At 71.8% G+C, this 22,414-nt stretch carries 20 protein-coding genes; 9 read left to right on the forward strand and 11 right to left on the reverse strand.

The genetic code is table 11. The annotated features are described in order from the left end of the window. Positions 1-199 precede the first annotated feature (199 nt). The 6 genes from IEY86_RS01470 to IEY86_RS01495 form a co-directional block, all read right to left on the reverse strand. Positions 200-1,594: an RNA polymerase sigma factor gene (locus IEY86_RS01470; protein WP_229698067.1), complete on the reverse strand. Its 1,395-nt coding sequence runs from the start codon at positions 1,592-1,594 to the stop codon at positions 200-202. Positions 1,595-1,682: 88 nt separating this feature from the next. Continuing rightward, on the reverse strand, positions 1,683-3,611 hold the full coding sequence (gene dnaG, locus IEY86_RS01475) for a DNA primase (RefSeq protein WP_189129578.1): 1,929 nt from the start codon (positions 3,609-3,611) through the stop codon (positions 1,683-1,685). A gap of 125 nt (positions 3,612-3,736) precedes the next feature. After that, positions 3,737-4,174, reverse strand: a complete 438-nt coding sequence (locus IEY86_RS01480) for a GNAT family N-acetyltransferase (protein WP_189129579.1) — start codon at positions 4,172-4,174, stop codon at positions 3,737-3,739. Between the two features lie 10 nt (positions 4,175-4,184). Then, positions 4,185-5,456, reverse strand: a complete 1,272-nt coding sequence (locus tag IEY86_RS01485; RefSeq protein ID WP_189129580.1) for an NAD(P)/FAD-dependent oxidoreductase — start codon at positions 5,454-5,456, stop codon at positions 4,185-4,187. Between the two features lie 358 nt (positions 5,457-5,814). Then, complete coding sequence (locus tag IEY86_RS01490; protein ID WP_189129581.1) at positions 5,815-7,104, reverse strand: deoxyguanosinetriphosphate triphosphohydrolase; 1,290 nt, start codon at positions 7,102-7,104, stop codon at positions 5,815-5,817. Between the two features lie 59 nt (positions 7,105-7,163). Then, positions 7,164-7,319: a hypothetical protein gene (locus IEY86_RS01495; protein ID WP_189129582.1), complete on the reverse strand. Its 156-nt coding sequence runs from the start codon at positions 7,317-7,319 to the stop codon at positions 7,164-7,166. A gap of 219 nt (positions 7,320-7,538) precedes the next feature. On the opposite strand from IEY86_RS01495, the gene IEY86_RS01500 reads away from it, so the two are divergent. Genes IEY86_RS01500 through IEY86_RS01510 form a run of 3 tightly spaced genes read left to right on the forward strand, consistent with a single transcriptional unit; the run spans position 7,539 to position 10,240 of the window. Next, positions 7,539-8,225 carry a response regulator gene (locus IEY86_RS01500; protein ID WP_189129583.1) on the forward strand — a complete coding sequence of 229 codons (687 nt, stop codon included), beginning with the start codon at positions 7,539-7,541 and terminating at the stop codon, positions 8,223-8,225. Positions 8,226-8,249: 24 nt separating this feature from the next. Then, positions 8,250-9,725 carry a sensor histidine kinase gene (locus tag IEY86_RS01505; RefSeq protein ID WP_189129584.1) on the forward strand — a complete coding sequence of 492 codons (1,476 nt, stop codon included), beginning with the start codon at positions 8,250-8,252 and terminating at the stop codon, positions 9,723-9,725. Further along, complete coding sequence (locus IEY86_RS01510) at positions 9,722-10,240, forward strand: GerMN domain-containing protein (protein ID WP_189129585.1); 519 nt, start codon at positions 9,722-9,724, stop codon at positions 10,238-10,240. Before IEY86_RS01505 ends, IEY86_RS01510 begins: the two co-directional genes overlap by 4 nt. Positions 10,241-10,246: 6 nt before the next feature. Here IEY86_RS01510 and IEY86_RS01515 read toward each other — a convergent pair whose 3' ends face one another. Both IEY86_RS01515 and IEY86_RS01520 read right to left on the reverse strand, forming a co-directional pair. After that, positions 10,247-10,627 carry an STAS domain-containing protein gene (locus IEY86_RS01515; protein WP_189129586.1) on the reverse strand — a complete coding sequence of 127 codons (381 nt, stop codon included), beginning with the start codon at positions 10,625-10,627 and terminating at the stop codon, positions 10,247-10,249. 412 nt (positions 10,628-11,039) lie between these two features. Continuing rightward, the gene (locus IEY86_RS01520) at positions 11,040-11,834 is read right to left on the reverse strand and encodes a DUF3152 domain-containing protein (RefSeq protein ID WP_189129587.1); all 795 of its coding nucleotides are present in this window, start codon (positions 11,832-11,834) and stop codon (positions 11,040-11,042) included. A gap of 239 nt (positions 11,835-12,073) precedes the next feature. Here IEY86_RS01520 and IEY86_RS01525 point away from each other — a divergent pair, with 239 nt between their 5' ends. The 6 genes from IEY86_RS01525 to IEY86_RS01550 all read left to right on the forward strand — a co-directional run bounded on the left by IEY86_RS01525 (position 12,074) and on the right by IEY86_RS01550 (position 16,559). Continuing rightward, positions 12,074-12,211 carry a pyrroloquinoline quinone precursor peptide PqqA gene (locus IEY86_RS01525; protein WP_189129588.1) on the forward strand — a complete coding sequence of 46 codons (138 nt, stop codon included), beginning with the start codon at positions 12,074-12,076 and terminating at the stop codon, positions 12,209-12,211. Positions 12,212-12,222: 11 nt separating this feature from the next. Continuing rightward, the gene (gene pqqB, locus IEY86_RS01530; RefSeq protein WP_189129589.1) at positions 12,223-13,134 is read left to right on the forward strand and encodes a pyrroloquinoline quinone biosynthesis protein PqqB; all 912 of its coding nucleotides are present in this window, start codon (positions 12,223-12,225) and stop codon (positions 13,132-13,134) included. A gap of 218 nt (positions 13,135-13,352) precedes the next feature. Further along, entirely contained in the window at positions 13,353-14,057 is a 705-nt protein-coding gene (gene pqqC, locus IEY86_RS01535; protein WP_189129590.1) for a pyrroloquinoline-quinone synthase PqqC, read from the forward strand. Next, positions 14,047-14,307, forward strand: coding sequence for a pyrroloquinoline quinone biosynthesis peptide chaperone PqqD (gene pqqD / locus IEY86_RS01540; RefSeq protein WP_308425090.1), 261 nt, complete (start codon positions 14,047-14,049; stop codon positions 14,305-14,307). The genes pqqC and pqqD overlap by 11 nt, the downstream gene beginning before the upstream one ends. Beyond that, entirely contained in the window at positions 14,295-15,560 is a 1,266-nt protein-coding gene (gene pqqE, locus IEY86_RS01545) for a pyrroloquinoline quinone biosynthesis protein PqqE (protein WP_229698069.1), read from the forward strand. Before pqqD ends, pqqE begins: the two co-directional genes overlap by 13 nt. A gap of 69 nt (positions 15,561-15,629) precedes the next feature. Further along, positions 15,630-16,559, forward strand: a complete 930-nt coding sequence (locus IEY86_RS01550) for an oxidoreductase (protein ID WP_189129592.1) — start codon at positions 15,630-15,632, stop codon at positions 16,557-16,559. Between the two features lie 171 nt (positions 16,560-16,730). On the opposite strand, the gene ppdK is transcribed toward IEY86_RS01550, so the two are convergent. From ppdK to IEY86_RS01565, 3 genes are all read right to left on the reverse strand, one after another. After that, positions 16,731-19,472 carry a pyruvate, phosphate dikinase gene (gene ppdK, locus IEY86_RS01555; protein WP_189129593.1) on the reverse strand — a complete coding sequence of 914 codons (2,742 nt, stop codon included), beginning with the start codon at positions 19,470-19,472 and terminating at the stop codon, positions 16,731-16,733. Positions 19,473-20,042: 570 nt separating this feature from the next. Then, positions 20,043-21,170, reverse strand: a complete 1,128-nt coding sequence (dusB, locus tag IEY86_RS01560) for a tRNA dihydrouridine synthase DusB (protein ID WP_189129594.1) — start codon at positions 21,168-21,170, stop codon at positions 20,043-20,045. Between the two features lie 221 nt (positions 21,171-21,391). Further along, complete coding sequence (locus tag IEY86_RS01565) at positions 21,392-22,384, reverse strand: helix-turn-helix transcriptional regulator (protein ID WP_189129595.1); 993 nt, start codon at positions 22,382-22,384, stop codon at positions 21,392-21,394. Positions 22,385-22,414: the final 30 nt, after the last annotated feature.

Below are 22,414 nucleotides of genomic sequence, written 5' to 3' on the forward strand. Positions count from 1 at the left end.
ACCGCGGAAGCTCCCCCGCCGAGACCGGCGACGCCGACCGGCGAGGCAGGCCGGGTACGGCCGGGTACGGCCGGGTACGGCCGGGTACGGCCGGGTACGGCCGGGTACGGCCGGGTACGGCCGGGTACGGCCGGGTACGGCCGGGTACGGCCGGGTACGGCCGGGTACGGCCGGGTACGGCCGGGTACGGCCAGTACCGCTATTCGAGATACCCGCGCAGTTGGTCGGCGAAGGCGTGGTCGCGCAGTTTGTTGAGGGTCTTGGACTCGATCTGGCGGATGCGCTCGCGCGTGACGCCGAAGATGCGGCCGATCTCCTCCAGGGTGCGCGGGCGGCCGTCGGCGAGGCCGTAGCGCAGCTGGACGACCTTGCGTTCGCGTTCGCCGAGGGTTGACAGGACCGCCTCGAGGTGTTCGCGCAGGAGCAGGAAGGCGGCGGACTCGACGGGAGAGGCGGCGTCGCCGTCCTCTATGAGGTCGCCGAGGGCGACGTCCTCCTCCTCGCCCACGGGCGCGTGCAGGGACACCGGTTCCTGGGCCAGGCGCAGCACCTCGCCGACCCTTTCCTCCGACAGGTCGAGCTGCGCCGCGACTTCGGCGGTGGTGGGCTCGTAGCCGCGTTCCTGGAGCAAACGGCGCTGCACGCGCACCACGCGGTTGATGAGCTCGACGACGTGGACGGGCACCCGGATGGTGCGGGCCTGGTCGGCCAGCGCCCGGCTCATGGCCTGCCGGATCCACCAGGTCGCGTAGGTCGAGAACTTGTAGCCGCGCGCGTAGTCGAACTTCTCAACTGCCCTGATCAGACCGAGATTGCCCTCCTGGACGAGGTCCAGCATCGTCAGGCCCCGGCCGATGTAGCGCTTGGCGACGGAGACGACGAGGCGCAGATTGGCCTCGATCAGGCGCCGTTTTGCCATGCGGCCCAGCACGACGAGCTGGTCCAGCTCATCGGCGAACACCACGTCGAGGTCGGTGTGGCGGGCGAGTTCGGCCTCGGCGAACAGGCCCGCCTCCACCTTGCGGGCGAGATCGACCTCCTCCTCCGCGGTGAGCAGGGGGATGCGGCCGATCTCGCGCAGGTACTGGCGGAACAGATCGGCGGAAGGACCGGAGGCGTCCTCGCGGGCGGGCCGCTCCTCGTCGCCCTCGCGCGCCCCGGCCTTGGCGTCGGCGCGGACGCGGGTCTGCGGGGGCACGCGCTCCCCGACCGCAGGATCGGCCAGGGGATCGACCTGCGGATCGGCCTCGGGATCGGTCTCCGGGAGCAGGTCGGCGTCAGTGGGCTCGCCAGTGTCCTCCGGGCCTGCGGCGGCCTCTGGGCCCGCGGCGTCCGCGGGGCCTTCAGGATCTGCGGCGTCCGACGACTCGGCGGGGACGGTGGACTCGGCGGTGTCGGCGGGCAGCACTTGCATCGGCACGGAAACGGCCTCCACGGTGAGCGCGGGCAGGGCTTGCGCGTGCAGCGTCGCGGCGGCTTGCTGGGAGCGGGCACGCGAGACCGGAACGGTCACGGCCGAGCCGTTGTCCGTCTGGTACCGCGTGTGCGGGACTCCCGTGGAGTCGGGGGCTCCGCGCTCCGATGATTGGTGCACCGGGACCCAGTGTGGCGTACGGCACACGGTGCCACGAGGGGTGTGCGGGCACTTTTTGCCGCATCCCTCGCTGTGCGCGGTCGGCCGGTTACAGCGCGGTGGCGCCCTTCTCGCGAAGGCTCTGGCCGTACTGCTGGAGCGCCCACAGCTCGGCTGCGACGGCGTTCGCCTGCTCGGCGTCGGCACGCGGTCCGAGCCGTTGCAGCTGGGCGCGGACCTCGGCGACACGGCGGTCAACGGCGTGCAGGCGTACGGCGACCAGTTGCTCGCCCGCGTAGATGGCGTCGGCCTGGCGTCGGGTGCGCGGCGGTTCCACGGCCAGCTCGGTGATCAGGGAGCGCAGGACGTCGTCGGGGGCGGCTTCGCGTACGCGCGTCAGCCAGCCGTCGTCGGCGCCCGCCGCTCCCCCGGCCTCGGCGAGGGCGCGCCGCACGGCAGCGTAGGGCGCCGCGGTGAACTCGTCCTCGCCGTAGGCGTCGAACGCCGGTGAGACCAGCTCGGGGAACTGCAGCGCGAGCTTGAGCAGTTCACGCTCGACCATCTGGACCGGGTTGCGCAGGTCCAGCCGGATCGCGCCGCGCCCGCGCTCGGGCGACGGTGCCTGTTGCCGCTGATGCTGCTGAACCGCCCCGCGGCCGCCGTCGCCGCGCCGCTGGTCGCCTCCGTGCCTGCTGCGCCGCTCGCGTTCCCAGCGGGCGAGCTGCGCGATCCGGCCGACGACGAACCGCTCGTCGAGGTAGCCGAGCATCGAGCCGAGCCGGACCGCGTAGGAGTGGCGCAGCGCGGTGTCCTTGATCTTCGCGACGATGGGCGCGGCCGAGTCGAGGGCGGCGACCCGCCCCTCCTCGGTCTCGAGGTCGTAGCGGTCCACGGCGCTGCGGATGGCGAACTCGAAGAGCGGGACGCGGGTGTCCACGAGGTTGCGCACGGCGGTGTCGCCCTCGCTGACGCGCAGCTCGCAGGGGTCCATCCCGTTCGGCCCCACGGCGATGAAGGTGCGGGCGACGAACTTCTGGTCGTCCTCGAACGCCTTGAGGGCAGCCTTCTGCCCGGCCGCGTCGCCGTCGAAGGTGAAGACGACCTCGCCGCGGAACTCCCCCGTGTCCATCAGCATCCGCCGCAGGATCTTGATGTGGTCCTCGCCGAAGGCCGTGCCGCAGGTGGCGATGGCGGTGGTGACACCGGCGAGGTGGCAGGCCATGACGTCGGTGTAGCCCTCGACGACCACGGCCCGGCCGGACTTGGCGATGTCCTTCTTGGCCAGGTCGATGCCGTACAGGACATGGGACTTCTTGTAGATGGGTGTCTCGGGGGTGTTGAGGTACTTCGGGCCGTTGTCGTCCTCGCGCAGCCGCCGCGCGCCGAAGCCGATGACCTCACCGGTGATGTCGCGGATCGGCCAGATAAGCCGTCCGCGGAAGCGGTCCATGGGGCCCCGGCGGCCCTCGCTCGCCAGACCGGAGGTGAGCAGTTCCTTGTCGCTGAAGCCGCGCCCGCGCAGGAACCGGACGAGGTTCTCCCATCCGGCGGGGGCGTAGCCGACGCCGAAGTGCTTGGCGGCGGCCTCGTCGAAGCCGCGCTCGGCGAGGAAGACCCGGCCGATCTCGGCCTCGGGGCTGCTGAGCTGTTCGGCGAACCAGGCGGCGGCGGCCTTGTGCGCCTCGACCAGCCGGGTGCGCTCGCCCTGCTGGCGTCCGGGGGTGTACCCGCCCTCCTCGTACCGCAGGGCGATCCCGGCCTGCCCGGCGAGCCGCTCGACCGCCTCGGCGAAGGTGATGTGCTCGAGCTTCATCACGAAGTCGAGGGTGTCGCCGCCCTCCTGGCAGCCGAAGCAGTAGTACAGCCCCTTGGCCGGGCTGACCTGGAAGGACGGGCTCTTCTCGTCGTGGAAGGGGCACAGGCCCTTCAGATTCCCCCCGCCCGCGTTGCGCAGCTGGAGGTACTCGGAGACGACGACGTCGATGGGGACCGCGTCCCGTACCGCCTTGACGTCCTCGTCCCTGATCCGACCTGCCACGCTCGAAGTCTACGGCCGGGCGGGGACACTCTCGGCCGGACGGTGCCCGCTGTGCGGCCGTCACCGTAGTGGCGGCTCGGCCGGGCGGGGCCGACGGCGGGGCGGGGCGGGGCCGGAAGGGCCGGTCAGGCCTTGTGGACGAAGATGTAGTGCGGGCCGCTGGGCGCCAGCTCGAACTCCTCGCCGACCGCCGTGAAGCCGGCCCGCTCGTAGAAGCCCCGGGCGCTGGTGCGGCCGTTGCACCACACCACCTCGGCGCCGCGTTCGGCGGCGGCCCCGATGCCCGCCGCGATCAGCGCGGCCCCGTACCCCTGGCCGCGCACCTCGGGCGCGGTGCCCATGCCGCGGAAGCGGTAGGCGGTGGCGCCCGGGGCACCGTCCCAGGGGTCGGGGAAGAAGGTGACGCAGCCGACGACACGCCCTTGCTCGTCCCAGGCGGCGAGGTGGAACGTGTCCGGGCGCGCGTCCTCCGGGTAATGGGCCGCCTCAGCGGGCATTCCGGTACGGAGCACCTGGTGCCGCAGGTCGAAGATGTCGGCGAGCGAGGTGACGGCTGTGCGCATGCCGTGGACGCTACAGGTGCCCCTCCACCAGGGATTCGAGGGGGGTGTCGGGGTCGGACAGCCGCTCGGGGTCGACCTGGACCCGGCTGCGGATGAGGCGCTGGACCGGGTCGGTGACATCCCAGACATTGACGTTCATACCGGCCAGCACACGTCCTTCGCGCAGCCAGAACGCGATGAACTCGCGCTTGCCGACGTCGCCGCGGCACACCACCTGGTCGTACTGGCCGGGCGCGGCATGGCCCGAGTACTCCAGGCCGAGGTCGTACTGGTCGCTGAAGAAGTAGGGGACGCGGTCGTGGGCGGCGTCCTGGCCGAGCATCGAACGGGCCGCGCAGGGGCCGCCGTTGAGGGCGTTGGCCCAGTGCTCGACACGGACCCGGTGGCCGAGGTGGGGGGTCTCGGCGTTGGCGACGTCCCCGGCGGCGTAGATGTCGGGATCGGAGGTCCGCAGCGAGGCGTCGACCGCGATGCCGCCGCCCTCCTCACGGGGGGCGAGCGCCAGTCCGGCGTTCTCGGCCAGGGCGGTGCGGGGTGCGGCGCCGATGGCGGCGAGTACCGCGTGGGCGGGGTGCTCGTCGCCGTCGTCGGTGGTGGCGGCGAAGACCATGCCGTCCTGGCCGGTGATGGCGGTCAGGCGGGCGCCGAAGTGGAAGGTGACGCCGTGCTGCCGGTGCAGGTCGGTGAAGAGGGAGCCGAGCTGGGGGCCCAGCACGGAGTGCAGCGGGGTCGGCTCGGGTTCGACGATGGTCACCTCGACGCCGTAGCCGCGGGCGGCCGCGGCCACCTCGAGGCCGATCCAGCCGGCGCCCGCGATCAGCAGGCGGCCGTTCTCCCGGCCGAGGCTGGCCAGGGTGCCGCGCAGAAGCTCCGCGTGGGCGATCCGGCGCAGGTGGTGGACGCCGGCGAGGTCGGTGCCGGGGATGTCGAGGCGGCGGGGTTCGGCGCCGGTGGCGAGGAGCAGTTTGTCGTACCGGATGACGCTGCCGTCGCCGAGCCGGACGGTTTTGGCGGCCCGGTCGAGGTGGGTGACGGTCTGCCCGAGGTGCAGTTCGACGTCGTGGTTGGCGTACCAGCCGGGTTCGTGGACGAAGACGGAGGCCCGGTCCTTCTCCCCGGTGAGGAATCCCTTGGACAGGGGAGGCCGCTCGTACGGGGGGTCGAGCTCGTCGCCGATCAGGATGACCCTGCCGGAGAAATTCTCCGACCGGAGGGTCTGGGCCGCCTTGGCCCCGGCCAGGCCTCCTCCGACGATCACAAACGTCTGGTCTGCGTCCACCACCGTGCACTCCGATCTCGCGTCGTCCCCGTCGTCCCCCGTGTACGTACCGTGCCTCCCCGGCGGCCCGTGTCCTTGGTTGGAGCGTGCCGCACCGGGCCGCTCCCGTGAAGAGCACGGGAATGAGACACCATTGTCACTCTCAAGATCGGCCCGGCACAAAAGCCCGCGCACCACTGGGCGCGCCCGCGCGACCGGCTCTTCGCGCGCCGACCGTGCGGCCGCGCGCGCTCCTTCGGGGAGCGCATGCCTCTCGCGCACACCGACTGGTTGTCACGGGAAGGCATCCGATCATGCGATCGGACGTACCTCGGCCCGATCGGGTTCCGGTGGCCGGTCCGGCGCACTCCCGTCGTACCCCTCAGCGCACCACCAGGCGCTCGTGTAGGGCGACCGCCGAGGCGTCCGTCAGGGACGCGATCTGGTCGACGACCGCGCGCAGGCGGGCGCGGTCGTCGCCGGCGCGGTGGTACAGCGTCCGGAACGGAGGGGCCAGGGCTTCGGGGGCTCTGCGCATCAGGGCCTCGCCCAGTTCGGCCATGACGACGCGCTGGTGCCTGCGGCGGCGTTCCTGGTCGGCGCGCTGCATGACGTAGCGGTTGGCCACGCCCTTGAGCACGGCGCATTCCAGCCGTGCGGCGCGGGGCACGACCAGTTCGGCCTGGTAGCGGGTGAGCCGCCCCGGTCCGTGGCGGGCGCGGGTGGCCCGCTCCGCCTCCAGGCAGAACCGGCCGATGAGCTGGCTGGTGGCGTCCTTCAGACGGGCCTCGGCGACGGCCGACCCGTCGTAGGAGTGCGGCCACCACTCCTGGTCGTGCAGCCGGTCGAGCGCCTGGGCCAGTTCCTCGGTGTCCGCGTCCGGGGCGTACCGCTTCACGGTCAGCTCGAACAGGTCCCTGCGCTCGGGCTCCGCGAGCAGCAGGCCGGGGTCGAGGTGTCCGGCGTGCAGCCCGTCCTCGAGGTCGTGCACGGAGTAGGCGACGTCGTCCGCCCAGTCCATGACCTGCGCCTCGAAGCACTGGCGGCCCTCGGGGGCGCCCTCGCGCAGCCAGGCGAAGACCGGTGCGTCGTCCTCGTACACGCCGAACTTGGGCGACCGCGGGCCGTCGGGCCCCTCTGCCCGGGTCCAGGGGTATTTGGTTGCGGCGTCGAGGGCCGCCCGAGTGAGATTGAGCCCGACGCTGCGCTCGCCGTCGCCGTCGGGGACGAACCGCTTGGGCTCCAGGCGGGTGAGCAGGCGCAGCGACTGCGCGTTCCCCTCGAAGCCCCCGCAGTCGGCGGCGAACGCGTTGAGCGCCTGCTCTCCGTTGTGGCCGAACGGGGGGTGGCCGAGGTCGTGCGCCAGGCACGCGGTCTCCACGAGGTCCGGATCGCAGCCGAGGGCGGCGCCGAGCTCACGGCCGACCTGCGCGCACTCCAGGGAGTGGGTGAGCCGGGTGCGCGGGCTCGTATTGATCTCGGGGGCGACCTCCAGCGGCGCCACCACCTGGGTCTTGCCCGCGAGCCGCCGCAGCGCCGCCGAGTGCAGCACACGCGCCCGGTCCCGCTGGAACGCGGTGCGCCCGGGCCGCTTGTCCGGCTCGGACACCCAGCGTTCCTGTGCCGAGATGTCGTAGCCGGTGGCGGTCTGGTCCTGCGCGATCCCGTCCATACCCGGCACGGTAACCGCCATCGGCGACGATCAGTCCCCCGACGGGTGTCGGGGCGGTTTCAGTGCGGCGTGTGCTCGGGTCCCGAGGGCGGCGGCGGGGCGGGCGGCGCGAGCCGGGAGAGCTGGTCGGCGAGCTGTGCGTCGATCCTGGACATCAGCTGCGCTGTGCTGTCGAGGGTGGATTCCGGGCCGAGGTGTGCTGTCAGGGCCGTCATGGGTCGAGTGTGGGCAACGGGTGTTGCCCACTGGTTGCCTGCGGGTCACATATGGACGATCCGCCAGGGACCGCGCCATGGCCTTCGCCACGACTGGCCGCAGCACACGGCCGAAGCACATGATCGACCGCCGCGCAGCAATGTGATCGTCCCGTAACAATTACTCACCCATACGACCTCGGCAAATGAATTCGCACACGCTGTGCAGATACTGAGCAGATGCCACGTGTCCTGCTCATAGAAGACGATCGCGCCGTGCGCGAAGGGGTGGAACTCGCCCTGCGCCGGCAGGGACACGACGTCGCCGCGGTCGAGACCGGTGAGGACGGGCTGGCCCGCCTGCGGTCGTTCCGCCCGGACGTCGTGGTGCTCGATCTGATGCTGCCCGGCATGACCGGCCTGGAGGTGTGCCGCCGGATCAGGGCCACCGACCAGGTGCCCATCCTCATGGCGACCGCCCGGGGCGACGACGTGGACGTCATCGTCGGGCTCGAGGCGGGGGCCGACGACTACGTGGTCAAACCCGTCCAGGCACGGGTGCTCGAGGCACGGATACGCGCGGTGCTGCGAAGGGTCGTCGGCACCACTGACGGCAGCGTGCCCCGCGTGGAGGTGCACGGCGACCTCACCGTCGACCGGGCCGGGCTCACCGTGACCCACCGCGGCGAGCCGATCCCGCTCGCCCCGTCCGAGCTGCGGCTCCTGCTCGTGCTCTCGGCCTCCCCCGGCCAGGTCTTCAGCCGCCAGCAGTTGCTGGAGTCGGTGTGGGAGCACAGCTACCACGGCGACTCACGGCTGGTGGACGCCTGTGTGAAGAGGCTGCGCACCAAGATGGGAGAACCCGCGGGCCAGCCCCGCTATGTGCAGACCGTGCGCGGTTTCGGCTATCGGTTCCAGGCCCAATGAAGGCGCCCCAATGAAGGCGCCCCGATGAAGGCGCCTCCGCTCCTGCGCGGCCTGCGGATCCGCCTCGTCGTCGCGTTCGCCCTCGTGGCGGCGGTCAGCGCGCTCACCACAGGCGCGCTGACCTACCGGGAGGCCCGTACGGGGGTGCTCCAGCAGAGCCAGGACACCGTGGTCAAGCAGTTCCGCGACCACGTCAACACGCTCGCGCTCACGGTCCGCTTCCCCCTCGACCAGGAGTCCCTCGACACGTTCGCCGGGGATGTCGCCCGCGCCGGGCGCTCCCAGAGCTGGCGGGTGCTGGCGGCCTTCGGACCGCTGCGGTCCACCTCCACCCCGGGCGACTCCTTCCGGGATCTGACCCCGCGGATGCGCGAGGCGGTGCACAAGCGGCCGGCGACCGTCTTCCAGCGCGTCGTCAGGGGCGGCCACTCCTCGCTCGTCGTCGGCCTGCCCGTCACCTTCGCCGCCGCGCGGGACGGCAGGGTGAGGGCTTCCGGGCTCGAGGTCTTCCTGATCGTTCCGCAGACGAACGAGCAGGCGTACGCGGACGCCCTGGTCACCGCGGTCGAGCGGGCCACCGTCCCCGCGCTGGTCCTGGCCGTCCTCCTCGCGCTGCTGGCCGCCCGGGGAGTGCTGCGCCCGGTCCGTGAGCTGCGGCGGGCCGCCCGCGACATGGCGCGGGGCAACCTCGACACCCGGCTGAGGGTCAATGGCTCCGACGAGCTCGCCGACCTGTCCAGGACATTCAACGAGACCGCCGCCGCACTCGCGGAGTCCATGGCGGAGCTGCGGCGGATGGAGGCGCGGGCCCGGCGCTTCGCCGCCGACGTCTCGCACGAACTGCGCACCCCGCTGGCGGCGATGTCGGCCGTCACCGACGTCCTGGACGAGGACGCGGCCGGACTCGACGGTGACACCGCCACCGCCGTGCGGCTGATCAGCGAGGAGACCGTGAAGCTCGCCCGGCTCGTCGACGACCTCATGGAGATCTCCCGCTTCGACGCGGGGGCGGCATCCCTGCACCTGGACGAGGTGGACCTCGGCGAGTCCGTACGCCGGACGCTGTCGTCCCGGGCGTGGCAGGACTCGGTGGAGACGGAGCTGCCGGAGGTGCCGCTGCGCGGCCGGCTGGACCCGCGCAGGCTGGACGTGGTGGTGGCCAACCTCGTCGGCAACGCCCTGCGGCACGGAGCGCGCCCGGTCCGGCTGCGCCTGACCGCCGAGGAGAGCGCGGACGGGGAACGGTGGGCGGTGCTGGAGGTCTCCGACAGCGGTTCCGGGATACCCGCCGATGTGCTGCCGCACGTCTTCGAGCGCTTCTTCAAGGCCGACAACGCCCGCGTCAGGACCGAGGGCAGCGGGCTGGGGCTCGCCATCACCGCGGAGAACGTCCATCTGCACGGCGGCACCGTCCGAGTCGCCAACCGGCCCGGAGGCGGCGCCGTCTTCACCGTCGGGCTGCCGCTGTGGGCGCACCGTTCCGAGGAGGCTTCCTCATGAGGTCGAGCAGCGCCGGGAGTGTGTGGCGGACAAGTGTGGGGCGCGGGTACGCCGCCGCTGTGCTGTTCACGCTGGCGGGCACCGCGCTGTCCGGGTGCGAGATCCCGGCCACGGGTGTGGTGGAGGCGGGCGAGCCCGCGACGGGGATCCAGGGGACCACGACGGTCTACTTCGTCGAGGGCGGCGAACTGCGGCCCTCGCCGCGGTGGCTCGACGTCCCGGTCGGCATCCGGGCGGCGCTGGAGCTCCTCTCCAACGGCCCCGACGAATCCGAGCGCAGCCAGGGCCTGGTCACCGAACTCCCCCCGGGGCTGCGGCCCGAGAAGGTGACGGTCAAGGGCGCGAGTGTGGTGCTCGTCCTGCCCATGGATGTGCGGCGGCTCAGTGAGCGGGCCGTGGGCCAGCTGGTGTGCACGGCCGCCGACGCCCGTGCGGTGGAGGCGCCGGGCACCGGCCCGGTCGAGGTGACCCTGCGGGGCGCGGGCTCCGAACGCGCCCCGCAGCGCTGCTGGTGACGGACGTCAGGCGGCGGCCAGCGGCGCCTTGACGGGAGGCGGCCCGACGGGCGCGACGGGCACGATGGTCAACGGGAACGGCTCCGACCGGCTCGCCCGCTCCAGGGCCTGACGCGTGGGTGACTCCTCCGGTACCGCGATCCCGAGCCGGGCGCCCAGCGCACGGGCCCGCCGGTTGGCGCGAATGAGGGCGGGCACGCCGCAGCACTCGCACACCACCGCGCAATCGGTCAGATCCACGATGACGTCACGGGCACCGCGGTTGAGCAGGATCAGCAGCTGCTCCCGGACCTGAACCGCGTTGGAGCAGGCGAGTTCCTGGAGGCGGGCGCGTGCCGCCCCGCCCTCGACGGACTCCAAACCGAGTGCCTGGAAGTCGATGCGCATGGATGACTCTCTCCTTCACGAGAAGAATCCCTCGTGGGACCGATCCCTCGGGGGAAGACTTTCGGGCCGGACCCCGGGTCACAGCCGGATGACCCTTTTTCCACGGCCTACCAACTTTCATGCCCAATCCCTGCATGACGGACCTTCTTGGACCTGTGGGTCTTGTCACGGAACCGCCCGAGGTCTCGGCGAGCCGCCAGGCGGCACCGACCCGCAGGACCGGATGCGCTCCCGAGCCGAACGCCGGTCAGGCGCGGCCGGGTTGGACCCGACGGGGCGCCCGGCGCGACAGCGCGACGGAGGTCCACCCGCACCCGCCGCAGATCGGCGGGGAGCGAACTCCCGTTCACGACCGGGAGATGGGGCCAAGGAGTCGGCCATCAAACCGTCATACGATCATGTTTCCGGTTTTTCATTGGGTTGGAGGGCCCGTGATCGGGCGGCCGTTGCGGGTGAAGGGCCAGACGTTGGGTTTGCAGCCCTTGAGGCCCTTGATCTGCTGCATCATCACCGGCGCGGGCTCACCGCCGCCGGGGCAGGACTCGTGGCCGTGGCCCAGGAAGTGGCCCACCTCGTGGTTGATGATGAGGGCCCGGTAGCCGGGAACGTCCTTGTCGTAGTACCGAGTCGCCAGCAGCCAGCGTTTGAGGTTGACGACCACATCCACGCCCGCCCGGCAGTTGACCTCACCGCCGGTGTCCAGGCCGGCGCCGCCGCAGATCTTGTCCACGGTGTCCGGCGTGGCCACCCGGACCACGAAGTCGGGGGTGCCGCCGGAGACCCGCCGGAAGGCCCACTGCCCGTCCCCCGTCCAACCCCGCTTGTCGGCAAGGATCGCACCGACCTCGGCGGCGACCTTGGGGGCGGACAGGCCGATACCCTTCTCCACCTCGACCTTGTACCGCAGCAGCCGACCGCGGCCGACCTTGCCGCCGTCCCCCTCGGCGGTGGTGAACGTCCCGGAACCGGACCGGGGCACGGAGGACTCGGAGCGGCCGGGGACGTCATCACCGGCGGCCCCGACCTCGTTGCCCGGGTCCGGGCCGGAGGAGTCCCCCTCGGCATCCGTCGCCATTCCTACCGCCAGGCATCCGGCCAGCACGGCCAGCGAGGCCACCGCGGCGGGCAGCAGCCTGCTCGACCGCTTACGGGCGCGGCGGTGGCTGCGGGGCTGCGGGGTGTTGCGAGAGTGCGCTGTCACGATCATCAGGCTGCGGCGCCCATGTGATAGGACCTGGCCCGGATGGTCACAAAACGATAACAGCGCCGTGCCGCCGAGCCATGTCGGGAATGCGAGCAATGCTTCGGCGCCGCGCCGCCACCGCCTCAAGCGAGGGCCGCCATCAGAATGCGACAGCACTTGACAGCACGCCGTCACACTAACAATCTGAGTCGCACAGGACTGTTAGGAAACTTACCTAACTCTGGAAGGCGGGTGCACAACCGATGACAGCACCGCACGACACGGCCGGGACCCCCACGGCCAAGGCTCCGAAGCCCGAAGAGACGGCCTGGGTCAAGCCCGACTATCAGGTCGTCGACACCTCCATGGAGTGCACGGCCTACGTCCTCACCAAGCGTTAGGCCCGGCCGCCATGCTGTTGCAGGTCCTCGGTACCGCGGCGGGCGGCGGCATCCCCCAGTGGAACTGCGCGTGCCCCGGCTGCCTCGGGGCACGCGCTCACCCCGGCCGGAGGCGTCGGCACGCCTCGATCGCGATCCGCGCGGCGCAGGCGCGCTGGTTCGTCGTCAACGCGACGCCGGACATCGCAGACCAGATCGAGGACAGCGCGGCACTGCGACCCGGTCCCGGGCCGCGTGAGACGCCGCTGGCCGGGGTGGTCCTCACCGACGCCGAGCTCGACCACACCCTGGGGATGGCGCGGCTGCGCGAGGCACAGGGGTTCGACGTCTTCGCCGCCCCCGCCGTGCGCGACGCGCTCATCACCCGTCTCAGGCTCGGTGAGGTCCTCGGCCCCTACACGGGCGTGGCCTGGCGAGAGCTGCCGCGCACCCGTTCGGTCCCCCTCACGGAGAACGGCTCGATCGAGATCTCCGGGATCAAGGTCTCCGGCAAGCGCCCGCGTTACGCCGCCGACGCCGAGCCGCACGAGGTCAGCGACGACACCTGGGTGGTGGCGCTGCGCATCAGCGACCGCGAGACCGGCACCGCGGCCCTGTACGCGCCCGCGATGGCGGCCTGGCCCGAGGAGTTCGACGCGGCGGCCCGCGAGGCCGACTGCGTGATCGTCGACGGCACTTTCTGGGACGACGAGGAACCCCGGCGCACCGGGATTTCGCGCCGCACCGCCACGGGCATGGGACATCTGCCGATCGAGGGCCCGGCAGGCACCGCCGACCGCCTGGCGAAGCTCGGCGCGCGCCACCGCCTCTACACACATCTGAACAACACCAACCCCCTCGTGGACCCGGACGCGCCCCAGCACAGGGCACTCGCCGAACGGGGCATCGAGGTGGCCGACGACGGGATGGTGATCGAGCTGTGACATCAGCGCCGCCCAGTACCGGTACAGCGGGGACGAGCACGGCGGGGACGAACACGGCGGGGACGAACACGGCGGGGACGAACACGGCGGGGACGAACACGGCGACAGGGACCGGCGCACGAGAGACCGGCGCGCCAGGGACCGGCACTCCGGGCACCGGCACCGGCACTGGCACTGGCACTGGCACTCCAGGCACGGGCACCACGACGACGAGCACAGTGGTCACCGTCGACCGGTGGAGCCCGGAGGAGTTCGAGTCCCGGCTGCGCGCGGTGGCGCGGGCCCGCTACCACCACCTCCACCCGTTCAATCTGCGCATGCACCGGGGCGGGCTCACACCCGACGAGATCCGCCTGTGGATCATCAACCGCTTCCACTACCAGCGCCACATCCCCGTCAAGGACGCGCTCATCCTGGCCAAGCTGGACTCCTCGCGGCTGCGCCGGATGTGGGTGCGCCGCATCCAGGACCACGACGGCCGGGCCGAGGACGAGGGCGGTATCGAACGGTGGCTCAGGCTCGGCGAGGCCGCGGGCCTCGACCGCTCCCTGCTGCTGTCCGGCGAGCACGTGCCGCCGGGGGTGCGCCTCGCGGTCGAGGGCTACGTCAACTTCTGCCGTCTGAAGTCCCCGCTGGAGGCCGTGGCCTCCTCCCTCACCGAGATGTTCGCCCCGGATCTGATGGTCACCCGGATCGAGGCGTTCGAGAAGCACTACACCTGGCTGGACCAGGACGGGCTGCAGTACTTCCGCAACCGCGTCACCCAGGGGCGGCGGGACAGCGAGGAGGCGCTCGGCCTCGTCCTCGGCTGGGCGCGTGAACGGTCGGACCAGGAAAGGGCCGTGGCCGCGCTGTCGTTCAAATGCGATGTGCTGTGGAGCCTGCTCGACGCGGTGGAGCTGGAGTGCCGCGGTGGACGCTGACTGGCGGCCCGCGCTCGCTGCCTCGATCCTGCTGCGCCACGACAAACGGCGCGATGCCGACCTGCTGGTCATGCCCGAGCGTGTGGTCGTGCTCAGCGGGCAGGCCGCGTCCGTCCTGCGGCTGTGCGACGGGAACCGGTCGGCGGGCGACATCGTGGCGGAACTGGAGCGGCGGTTCCCCGGCGCACCCGTCGCCGACGATGTGACGGGATTCCTGGACCGGGTGCGCGACGAGGGGTGGCTGCGGTGAACCCGCCCGACGACCGGCGTGCCCTGAACCGGCCCTGGGGGCTGCTCGCCGAGCTGACCCACGCCTGCCCGCTGCACTGCCCCTACTGCTCCAACCCGCTCGAACTCGTCCGCCGCTCCAGGGAACTGCCCACCGAGGAGTGGGAGCGCGTTATGCGGGAGGCCGGCGAGCTGGGTGTCGTCCATGTGCACCTGTCCGGCGGAGAGCCGCTGCTGCGCCCCGACCTGGCCGCGATCGTGGCCGCCGCCGTCCGCTCCGACCTGTACACACAGCTCGTGACCAGCGGACTCGGCCTGGACGGGGCCCGGCTCGACGAGCTGGCGGCGGTCGGCCTGCACAGCGTCCAGCTCTCGGTGCAGGACGCCGACCCCGTCAACTCCGAGCTCATCGCCGGGCGCCGCTCGTTCGCCGCCAAGGAGAAGGCCGCCGCCGCCGTCCGCGAGCGCGGCCTCCCGCTCGGCCTCAATGTGGTGCTGCACCGCCGCAACCTCGACTCCATCGAGGAGATCATCGCCCTGGGCGAGGCCTGGGGCGTGGAGCGCATCGAGCTGGCCAATACGCAGTTCTACGGGTGGGCGCTGCTCAACCGGGCGACGCTGCTGCCCGACCGCGACCAGCTCGCCCGGGCGGAGGAGGCGGTCGAGCGCCGGCGGGAGCGGCTGGCCGGGCGGATCGAGCTGGTCTGGGTGGTGCCGGACTACTTCGACGGTGTGGCCAAGCCCTGCATGGGCGGCTGGGGCGCGGTCTCGCTCACGGTCTCTCCCGAAGGAACCGCGCTGCCGTGCCCGGCGGCGTACGCGCTCGAGGGGCTGGAAGCGCCGAATGTGCGCGAGCACTCGCTGGAGTGGATCTGGGAGGAGTCCGAGGCGTTCAACGCCTACCGGGGCTCGGACTGGATGCGGGAGCCCTGCCGCTCCTGTGCCCACCGGGACACCGACTTCGGGGGCTGCCGCTGCCAGGCCTTCGCGCTGACCGGGGACGCCACCCGCACCGACCCCGCGTGCCGGCTCTCCCCCGACCACCACATCATCCAGCGGATCGCCGCCGCACGGCCCGCCGACCCCACGGCGGTGCCGTTCACCTACCGCAAACTCGGCGGGCAGCAGACGCCGCCCGCCACCGCCCCTTCCACCGCCGCCCCATCTCCCGCCACCCCTTACGACGCTCCCGCTTCCACCGCCGCCCCCTCCACCGCCGGAGCGCCGCCCGGCGGCGGTTCCCGGCCGGCCGAAGGGCCGCCGCCGGGCCGCTGAGTCCCGCCCCGTGCCCGAGGCACCGCCTCTACGCTGAGGAGGCGCACAGCCCGACAGCAGGGAGACGGCATGGCAGGCTGGACAGCAGCGGACATACCCGATCAGCGTGGACGGACCGCCGTGGTCACGGGGGCCAACAGCGGCATCGGCTACTGCACGGCGCGTGAGCTCGCCCGCAAGGGCGCGCACGTCGTACTGGCGTGCCGGGACGAGAGCCGGGGCAAGGCCGCCGAGGCCCGCATCGGCGAGGAGGTCCCCGGTGCCGAGGTGGAGCTGTCCGTGCTCGACCTCGCCGACCTGGCCTCGGTGCGCGACTTCGCCGAGCGCTACGGCAGGTCCGGGCGGGAGGGGCTGGACCTGCTGGTCAACAACGCCGGGGTGATGGCGCTGCCCTACCGCAGGACCGCGGACGGGTTCGAGACGCAGTTCGGGGTCAACCACCTCGGCCACTTCGCCCTCACCGGACTGCTCCTGCCGAAGCTGCTGGCCCGTCCGGGCGCTCGGGTGGTCAGCGTCTCCAGTGGCTTCCACGCCCTGGGCAATGTCGACCTCGGCGATCTCAACAGCGAGCGCAAGTACCGGCGCTGGATCGCCTACGGCCGCAGCAAGACCGCGAATCTGCTCTTCACTCACGAACTCGCCCGGCGGGCGGTCGCGGCGGGCGCCGATCTGGTGGCGGCCGCGGCCCACCCCGGGTACGCCTCGACCAATCTGCAGACGGCGGGGGTGCGGATGGAGGGGCGCCGCATGGCCGAGCGGGTGGCGGAACTCGCCAACCGCGTCATCGCGCAGAGCGCGGACGCCGGGGCACTGCCGGCGCTCTTCGCGGCAACCGCTCCCGGGGTGGCGCAGGACGCCTTCTTCGGGCCGAGGGTCCAGGGGTGGCGGGGTGCGCCGGCGCCGTCGTGGCGGGCCAAATGGACCCTCGACGACAAGTCCGCCGAGCTGCTGTGGAGCGCCTCCGAGCAGCTGACCGGCGTCACGTACGAGGGTCTGTAGGCGGCTCCCCGCCGGCCCCGGACGCGGACGGGTGGAAAGAGCCCCGGCCCCGCCCGATGCCGCAAAGGACCGGAGCCCCGGTCCCGGACGACCGGGAAGAACCGCCCCGGGCAAACCCGAGGGCGGCGCCTCCGCACAAGGCGCCGCCCTCGCTCAAGGTGGTCCTGCGGGTCAGCGCGAGTCGCTGCCCTTGCTCTGTGCCGCCGCGCGGCCGGCCTCCAGACGCGCCACCGGGATCCGGAACGGCGAGCAGGAGACGTAGTCGAGCCCGACCTCGTGGAAGAAGTGCACGGACTCGGGGTCCCCGCCGTGCTCGCCGCAGACGCCGAGCTTGAGGCCGGGACGGGTCGCCCGTCCCTCCTCGACCGCCCGCCGCACCAGCGAGCCGACGCCGTCGCGGTCGATGGTCTCGAACGGGGAGACGCCGAAGATGCCCTTCTCCAGGTAGGCCGTGAAGAACGAGGCCTCCACGTCGTCGCGCGAGAAGCCCCACACGGTCTGGGTGAGGTCGTTGGTGCCGAACGAGAAGAACTCGGCCGCCTCCGCGATCTGCCCCGCCGTCAGCGCCGCCCTCGGCAGCTCGATCATCGTGCCGAGCGCCAGCTTGAGTTCGACACCGGTCTCGCGCTGCACATCGGCGATGACCTTCTCCGCGTCGTCGCGGACGATCTCCAGCTCCTGGACGGTGCCCACGAGCGGGATCATGATCTCCGCCCGGGGGTCGCCCTTGGCCTCCTTGCGCTGCGCGGCCGCCTCGGCGATGGCGCGCACCTGCATGGTGAACAGGCCGGGGATGACCAGGCCGAGGCGCACACCGCGCAGACCCAGCATCGGGTTCTGCTCGTGGAGCTTGTGCACGGCCTGGAGCAGGCGCAGGTCGTTCTCGTTGGCGTCCTTGCGGGACTCGGCCAGTGCCACGCGCACCGACAGCTCGGTGATGTCGGGCAGGAACTCGTGCAGCGGCGGGTCGAGGAGCCGGACGGTGACCGGAAGCCCGTCCATGGCCTCGAACAGCTCGATGAAGTCCCGCTTCTGCATGGGCAGAAGGTTCGACAGGGCGTCGTCGCGCTCCTCCTCGGTGTCGGCGAGGATGAGCTTCTCGACGAGCTCGCGCCGCTCACCGAGGAACATGTGCTCGGTGCGGCACAGGCCGATGCCCTGGGCGCCGAAGCGGCGGGCGCGCGAGGCGTCCTCGGCGTTGTCCGCGTTGGCGCGTACTCGCAGGCGGCGTACGCGGTCCGCGTAGGCCATGATCCGGTGCACGGCGCGCACCAGCTCGTCGGCGTCCTCGGCCCCGGCGTGCATCCGGCCCTCGAAGTACTCGACGACCGGGGACGGGACGACGGGGACCTCGCCGACGTAGACCTTGCCGGACGAGCCGTCGATCGAGACGACGTCGCCCTCCTCGATCACGATGCTGCCCTTGCCGTCCGGGCCCTTCGCGGTCATCCGGCGGCGCTTGGTGTCGACCTCGAGCTCCTCGGCGCCGCAGACACAGGTCTTGCCCATGCCACGGGCGACGACGGCCGCGTGGGAGGTCTTGCCGCCGCGCGAGGTGAGGATGCCCTCGGCGGCGATCATGCCATTGAGGTCGTCGGGGTTGGTCTCACGGCGGATGAGGATGACCTTCTCACCGGAGCGGGACCACTTGACGGCCGTGTACGAGTCGAAGACGGCCTTGCCGACGGCGGCGCCGGGCGAGGCTGCGATGCCCCAGCCGATCCGCTCCGCCTTCCTGGCGTCCCCGCTCAGCGCGGTGTCGTCGAAGCGCGGGAACATCAGCTGCGCCAGCTGCGCGCCGTTGACCCGCTGCAGCGCCTCGGCCTCGTCGATCAGGCCCTGGTCGACGAGCTGCGTGGCGATGCGGAACGCCGCCGCCGCCGTCCGCTTGCCGACGCGGGTCTGGAGCATCCACAGCTTGCCGCTCTCGATGGTGAACTCGATGTCGCACAGGTCGCGGTAGTGCGTCTCCAGCGTCTCCATGATCTGGAGCAACTGGTCGTAGGAGGCCTTGTCGATGCCCTCGAGGTCGGCGAGCGGCACGGTGTTGCGGATACCCGCGACGACGTCCTCGCCCTGGGCGTTCTGGAGGTAGTCGCCGTAGACACCCTGGTGGCCGCTGGCGGGGTCACGGGTGAAGGCGACACCGGTGCCGGAGTCGGGGCCCAGGTTGCCGAAGACCATGGAACAGATGTTGACCGCGGTGCCCAGATCGTTGGGGATGCGCTCCTGGCGGCGGTAGAGCTTGGCCCGGTCGGTGTTCCACGACTCGAAGACCGCGCGGACGGCGAGGTCCATCTGCTCGCGGGGCTCCTGCGGGAACTCCCGGCCGGTCTCCTTGAGCACGATGCCCTTGAAGTCGTCGACCAGTTGCTTGAGGTCCTCGGCGCCCAGGCCCAGGTCGCTGTCGGCGCCCTTGGCCCGCTTGGCCTCCTCGAGCGCCTCCTCGAACAGGTCGCCGTCGACACCCATGACCGTCTTGCCGAACATCTGCACAAGGCGGCGGTAGGAGTCCCAGGCGAAGCGGTCGTCGCCGGCCTGCGCCGCGAGACCGGTGACCGACACGTCGCTCAAGCCGATGTTGAGGACGGTGTCCATCATTCCCGGCATGGAGAACTTGGCTCCGGAGCGCACGGACACCAGGAGCGGGTCGTCGGCCTGGCCGAGCTTCTTGTCCATCTTCTGCTCAAGTGCTTCGAGGTGCGCACTCACCTCGTCGCGCAGCTGCTTGGGCTCGCTGCCGCTGTCCAGGTAGACCTTGCACGCCTCGGTGGTGATGGTGAAGCCCGGAGGGACGGGCAGACCGAGGTTGGTCATCTCGGCGAGGTTCGCTCCCTTCCCGCCGAGAAGGTCTTTGAGGTCTTTGTTGCCCTCAGTGAAGTCGTAGACGAATTTCTGCGTCTGTTCCGACACGGGTCTGCTCCCTGCCACGGATGCCCTGACGGCGGGGAGCGTACCCAGATCCAAGGCAGGTCAGCGCATCAACCGCACCGACTCCTACCTGCAACCACCCGTCCGCCAGGAGATCGAAAGTGACCCGGGCCACGGAGCCTGCGAACTCCACGCTGTCATCCGCATGACACCTTGCGTTCATAACTTGAACGCGCCCTTCCGAAGAGTGCGGGGCGGGGTGCGGTCTACGCGCAGAGCCGTGGCCACGCAAGCGCGCACCGTGATCCATTCCTTGGACCTGTGGCGGCAGCGTGCATGGCACCGGGTGCCAGGTATTGGACAGTTGTGAACGGCGGGAGACTCCTGAAGGCTTCTTGGCGATCTCTCACCGGCACTGCCGTCCATACCCGGAGGTGGTGAGAATCACGCGTGTCGCCGGATGAACGTCTCAGCCATCGGACGCAGTTCCCGAAGCTCGGACGCGTGGACGACCGGGCACGACGCGGGCCGGGCGGCGCACGCCGGACGGGACGCGCCGACGAGGCGGGCACGGGGCACGGCACGGGCGGCGGTGTCCGGCCGCTCGACGTGTCAGCCGCCGGAGGTGTCGCACTCGGCGTCCTCGCTGGGCACGGCGCGGTCGTGGGGATCGTCGAGCCAGCCCTCCGGCAGGACGACGCGCTTGGTGCCCGCCGTGCGTCCGCGGGGGCCGTCCGCGCCCGCCGGCCAGGGCTGGTCGAGGTCGAGCCCGGCCAGGTGCTCGTCGAGCTCCGCGAGCGAGGACGCCATCGCGAGCCGCTGCCGCATCTGAGAGCCGACCGAGAAGCCCTTGGTGTACCAGGCGACATGCTTGCGGAAGTCGGTGACACCGCGTGCCTCGTCACCGATCCACTCCCCGAGCAGTTCGGCATGGCGGCGCATGACCGCGGCGACCTCCCCCAGCGTCGGCCGGGCGGTCTGCCCACCACCCTCGAAGGCGTCGACCAGGTCGCCGAACAGCCAGGGCCGCCCGAGGCAGCCGCGCCCCACGACGACGCCGTCGCAGCCGGTCTCCCGCATCATGCGCACCGCGTCGGCGGCGCTCCAGATGTCGCCGTTGCCGAGGACAGGGATCTCGGGGACCGACTCCTTCAGCCGGGCGATCGCCTCCCAGTCGGCCGTGCCGCCGTAGTGCTGCTGGGCGGTGCGCCCGTGCAGGGCGATCGCGGTCACCCCCTCCTCGACGGCGATCCGTCCGGCGTCGAGGTAGGTGAGGTGGTCGTCGTCGATCCCCTTGCGCATCTTCATCGTGACCGGCAGCGATCCGGCGCCGGTGACGGCCTCGCGCAGGATCTGGCGCAGGAGTTCCCGCTTGTACGGCAGCGCGGAGCCGCCGCCCTTGCGGGTCACCTTGGGCACCGGGCAGCCGAAGTTGAGGTCGATGTGGTCGGCGAGGTCCTCGTCCACGATCATGCGCACGGCCTTGCCTACGGTTGCCGGGTCCACCCCGTAGAGCTGGATCGAGCGTGGCTTCTCGGTGCCGTCGAACCGGATCAGCCGCAGGGTCTTGACGTCGCGCTCCACGAGTGCCCGCGTGGTGATCATCTCGCTCACGAACAGCCCCTTGCCGCCGGAGAACTCCCGGCACAGGGTGCGGAACGGAGCGTTGGTGATCCCCGCCATCGGCGCCAGCACCACCGGCGGCCGCACGGTGTGCGTTCCGATCTGCAGGTCGCTCATGGGACTTCCTTCCGGGGACGGCGGGCCTGGGGTCGGCGGGCACAGGGTCGGCGGTCGCGGGGGTCGGCGGGCTTGGGTCGGTGGGCGCGGGGGTCGGCGGGCTTGGGTCGGTGGGCGCGGGGGTCGGCGGGCTTGGGTCGGTGGGCGCGGGGGTCGGCGGGCATGGTGGGCGGTCCGCCCGGGGTCGCGCACGGCGGGCAGACCGTCCATTGTCCCACGGGCTACGCCCAGGCCTCCTCATGGTCCCCGGCCACGGACCCGGTGAGCGCCGGCTCCCCCGTCCCGCCCGGTCCAGGGGCCTCGCCCCGGCCCGCGGCGGAAGCCCGCTCACGGGCCGACTCCAGCAGCCGCTCCAGCCTGCGGCGGGTCTCCTCGTCGGACGGGACGTAGGTGACCAGGCGGGGCCCTGCCTGGGGGCCGAGCCACAGGGAGGTGTGGTCGAAGTTCAACCGCCCCACCTCCCGGTTGAGGAAGCACTTGGCGCGATTGTCCGGCATCACCACATCATGGCGCGCCCACAGCTCACGGAACTCCGCCGACTCGCTCAGCAGCCGCTTGACCAGGCACTTCCACGTGGGCTCCGCCAGGTGCTCGGCCATGGCGGTACGGAACTTGGCGGCCATCACCCGCACCGTCTCGGCCCGGTCCACCAGTGCCTCGCGCCAGGCCGGGTGGGTGAACGCCAGCCACATCACATTGCGGTCCTCGAACGGCAGCTCGTCCAGGTCGACCACCAGATGGCGGTAGGCGCCGTTGTAGGCGACGACGTCGTAGCGGCTGTTCATCACACAGGCCGGGAACGGCTCGAGCCGGTCGAGCATCAGGCGCACCGGAGCCGACACACCGGGGCACTCGGTGCCAGGTACGGGGTCCATCTGCCCGGCGAGCACGAACAGGTGCGAGCGCTCGTTCTTGTCCAGCTCGAGGGCGCGGGCGATGGCGTCCAGCACCTGCGGCGACACATGGATGTCGCGGGCCTGCTCCAGCCACGTGTACCAGGTGACGCCGACCGCGGCGAGCTGCGCCACCTCCTCGCGGCGCAGGCCCGGAGTACGGCGGCGGGGGCCTCGGGGCAGGCCCACCCTCTCGGGGGTGATCCGCTCGCGGCGACTGCGGAGGAAGTCCGCGAGCTCCCGGCGACGGATGGTGTCGGACGGCGGCGTGGAGGACGCGAAGGCGCCCGGCACGGCGGCGGACGGTGCGCTGCTGCTCATGCCTCCAGCATGAGGGACAGCGCAGCCTAT

The sequence above is a fragment of the Wenjunlia tyrosinilytica genome (assembly GCF_014646055.1).
Classification (GTDB): Bacteria; Actinomycetota; Actinomycetes; order Streptomycetales; family Streptomycetaceae; genus Wenjunlia; species Wenjunlia tyrosinilytica.

Bases quoted from the DNA above. Each gene is read 5' to 3' on its own strand.
- pqqB (WP_189129589.1), top strand. From the start codon at position 12,223: ATGCTGTTGCAGGTCCTCGGTACCGCGGCGGGCGGCGGCATCCCCCAG.
- IEY86_RS01525 (WP_189129588.1), top strand. From the start codon at position 12,074: ATGACAGCACCGCACGACACGGCCGGGACCCCCACGGCCAAGGCTCCG.
- IEY86_RS01500 (WP_189129583.1), top strand. From the start codon at position 7,539: ATGCCACGTGTCCTGCTCATAGAAGACGATCGCGCCGTGCGCGAAGGG.
- IEY86_RS01550 (WP_189129592.1), top strand. From the start codon at position 15,630: ATGGCAGGCTGGACAGCAGCGGACATACCCGATCAGCGTGGACGGACC.
- IEY86_RS01495 (WP_189129582.1), bottom strand. From the start codon at position 7,319: ATGACGGCCCTGACAGCACACCTCGGCCCGGAATCCACCCTCGACAGC.
- IEY86_RS01505 (WP_189129584.1), top strand. From the start codon at position 8,250: ATGAAGGCGCCTCCGCTCCTGCGCGGCCTGCGGATCCGCCTCGTCGTC.
- IEY86_RS01520 (WP_189129587.1), bottom strand. From the start codon at position 11,834: ATGATCGTGACAGCGCACTCTCGCAACACCCCGCAGCCCCGCAGCCAC.
- IEY86_RS01510 (WP_189129585.1), top strand. From the start codon at position 9,722: ATGAGGTCGAGCAGCGCCGGGAGTGTGTGGCGGACAAGTGTGGGGCGC.
- IEY86_RS01490 (WP_189129581.1), bottom strand. From the start codon at position 7,104: ATGGACGGGATCGCGCAGGACCAGACCGCCACCGGCTACGACATCTCG.
- IEY86_RS01515 (WP_189129586.1), bottom strand. From the start codon at position 10,627: ATGCGCATCGACTTCCAGGCACTCGGTTTGGAGTCCGTCGAGGGCGGG.
- IEY86_RS01480 (WP_189129579.1), bottom strand. From the start codon at position 4,174: ATGCGCACAGCCGTCACCTCGCTCGCCGACATCTTCGACCTGCGGCAC.
- IEY86_RS01565 (WP_189129595.1), bottom strand. From the start codon at position 22,384: ATGAGCAGCAGCGCACCGTCCGCCGCCGTGCCGGGCGCCTTCGCGTCC.
- dusB (WP_189129594.1), bottom strand. From the start codon at position 21,170: ATGAGCGACCTGCAGATCGGAACGCACACCGTGCGGCCGCCGGTGGTG.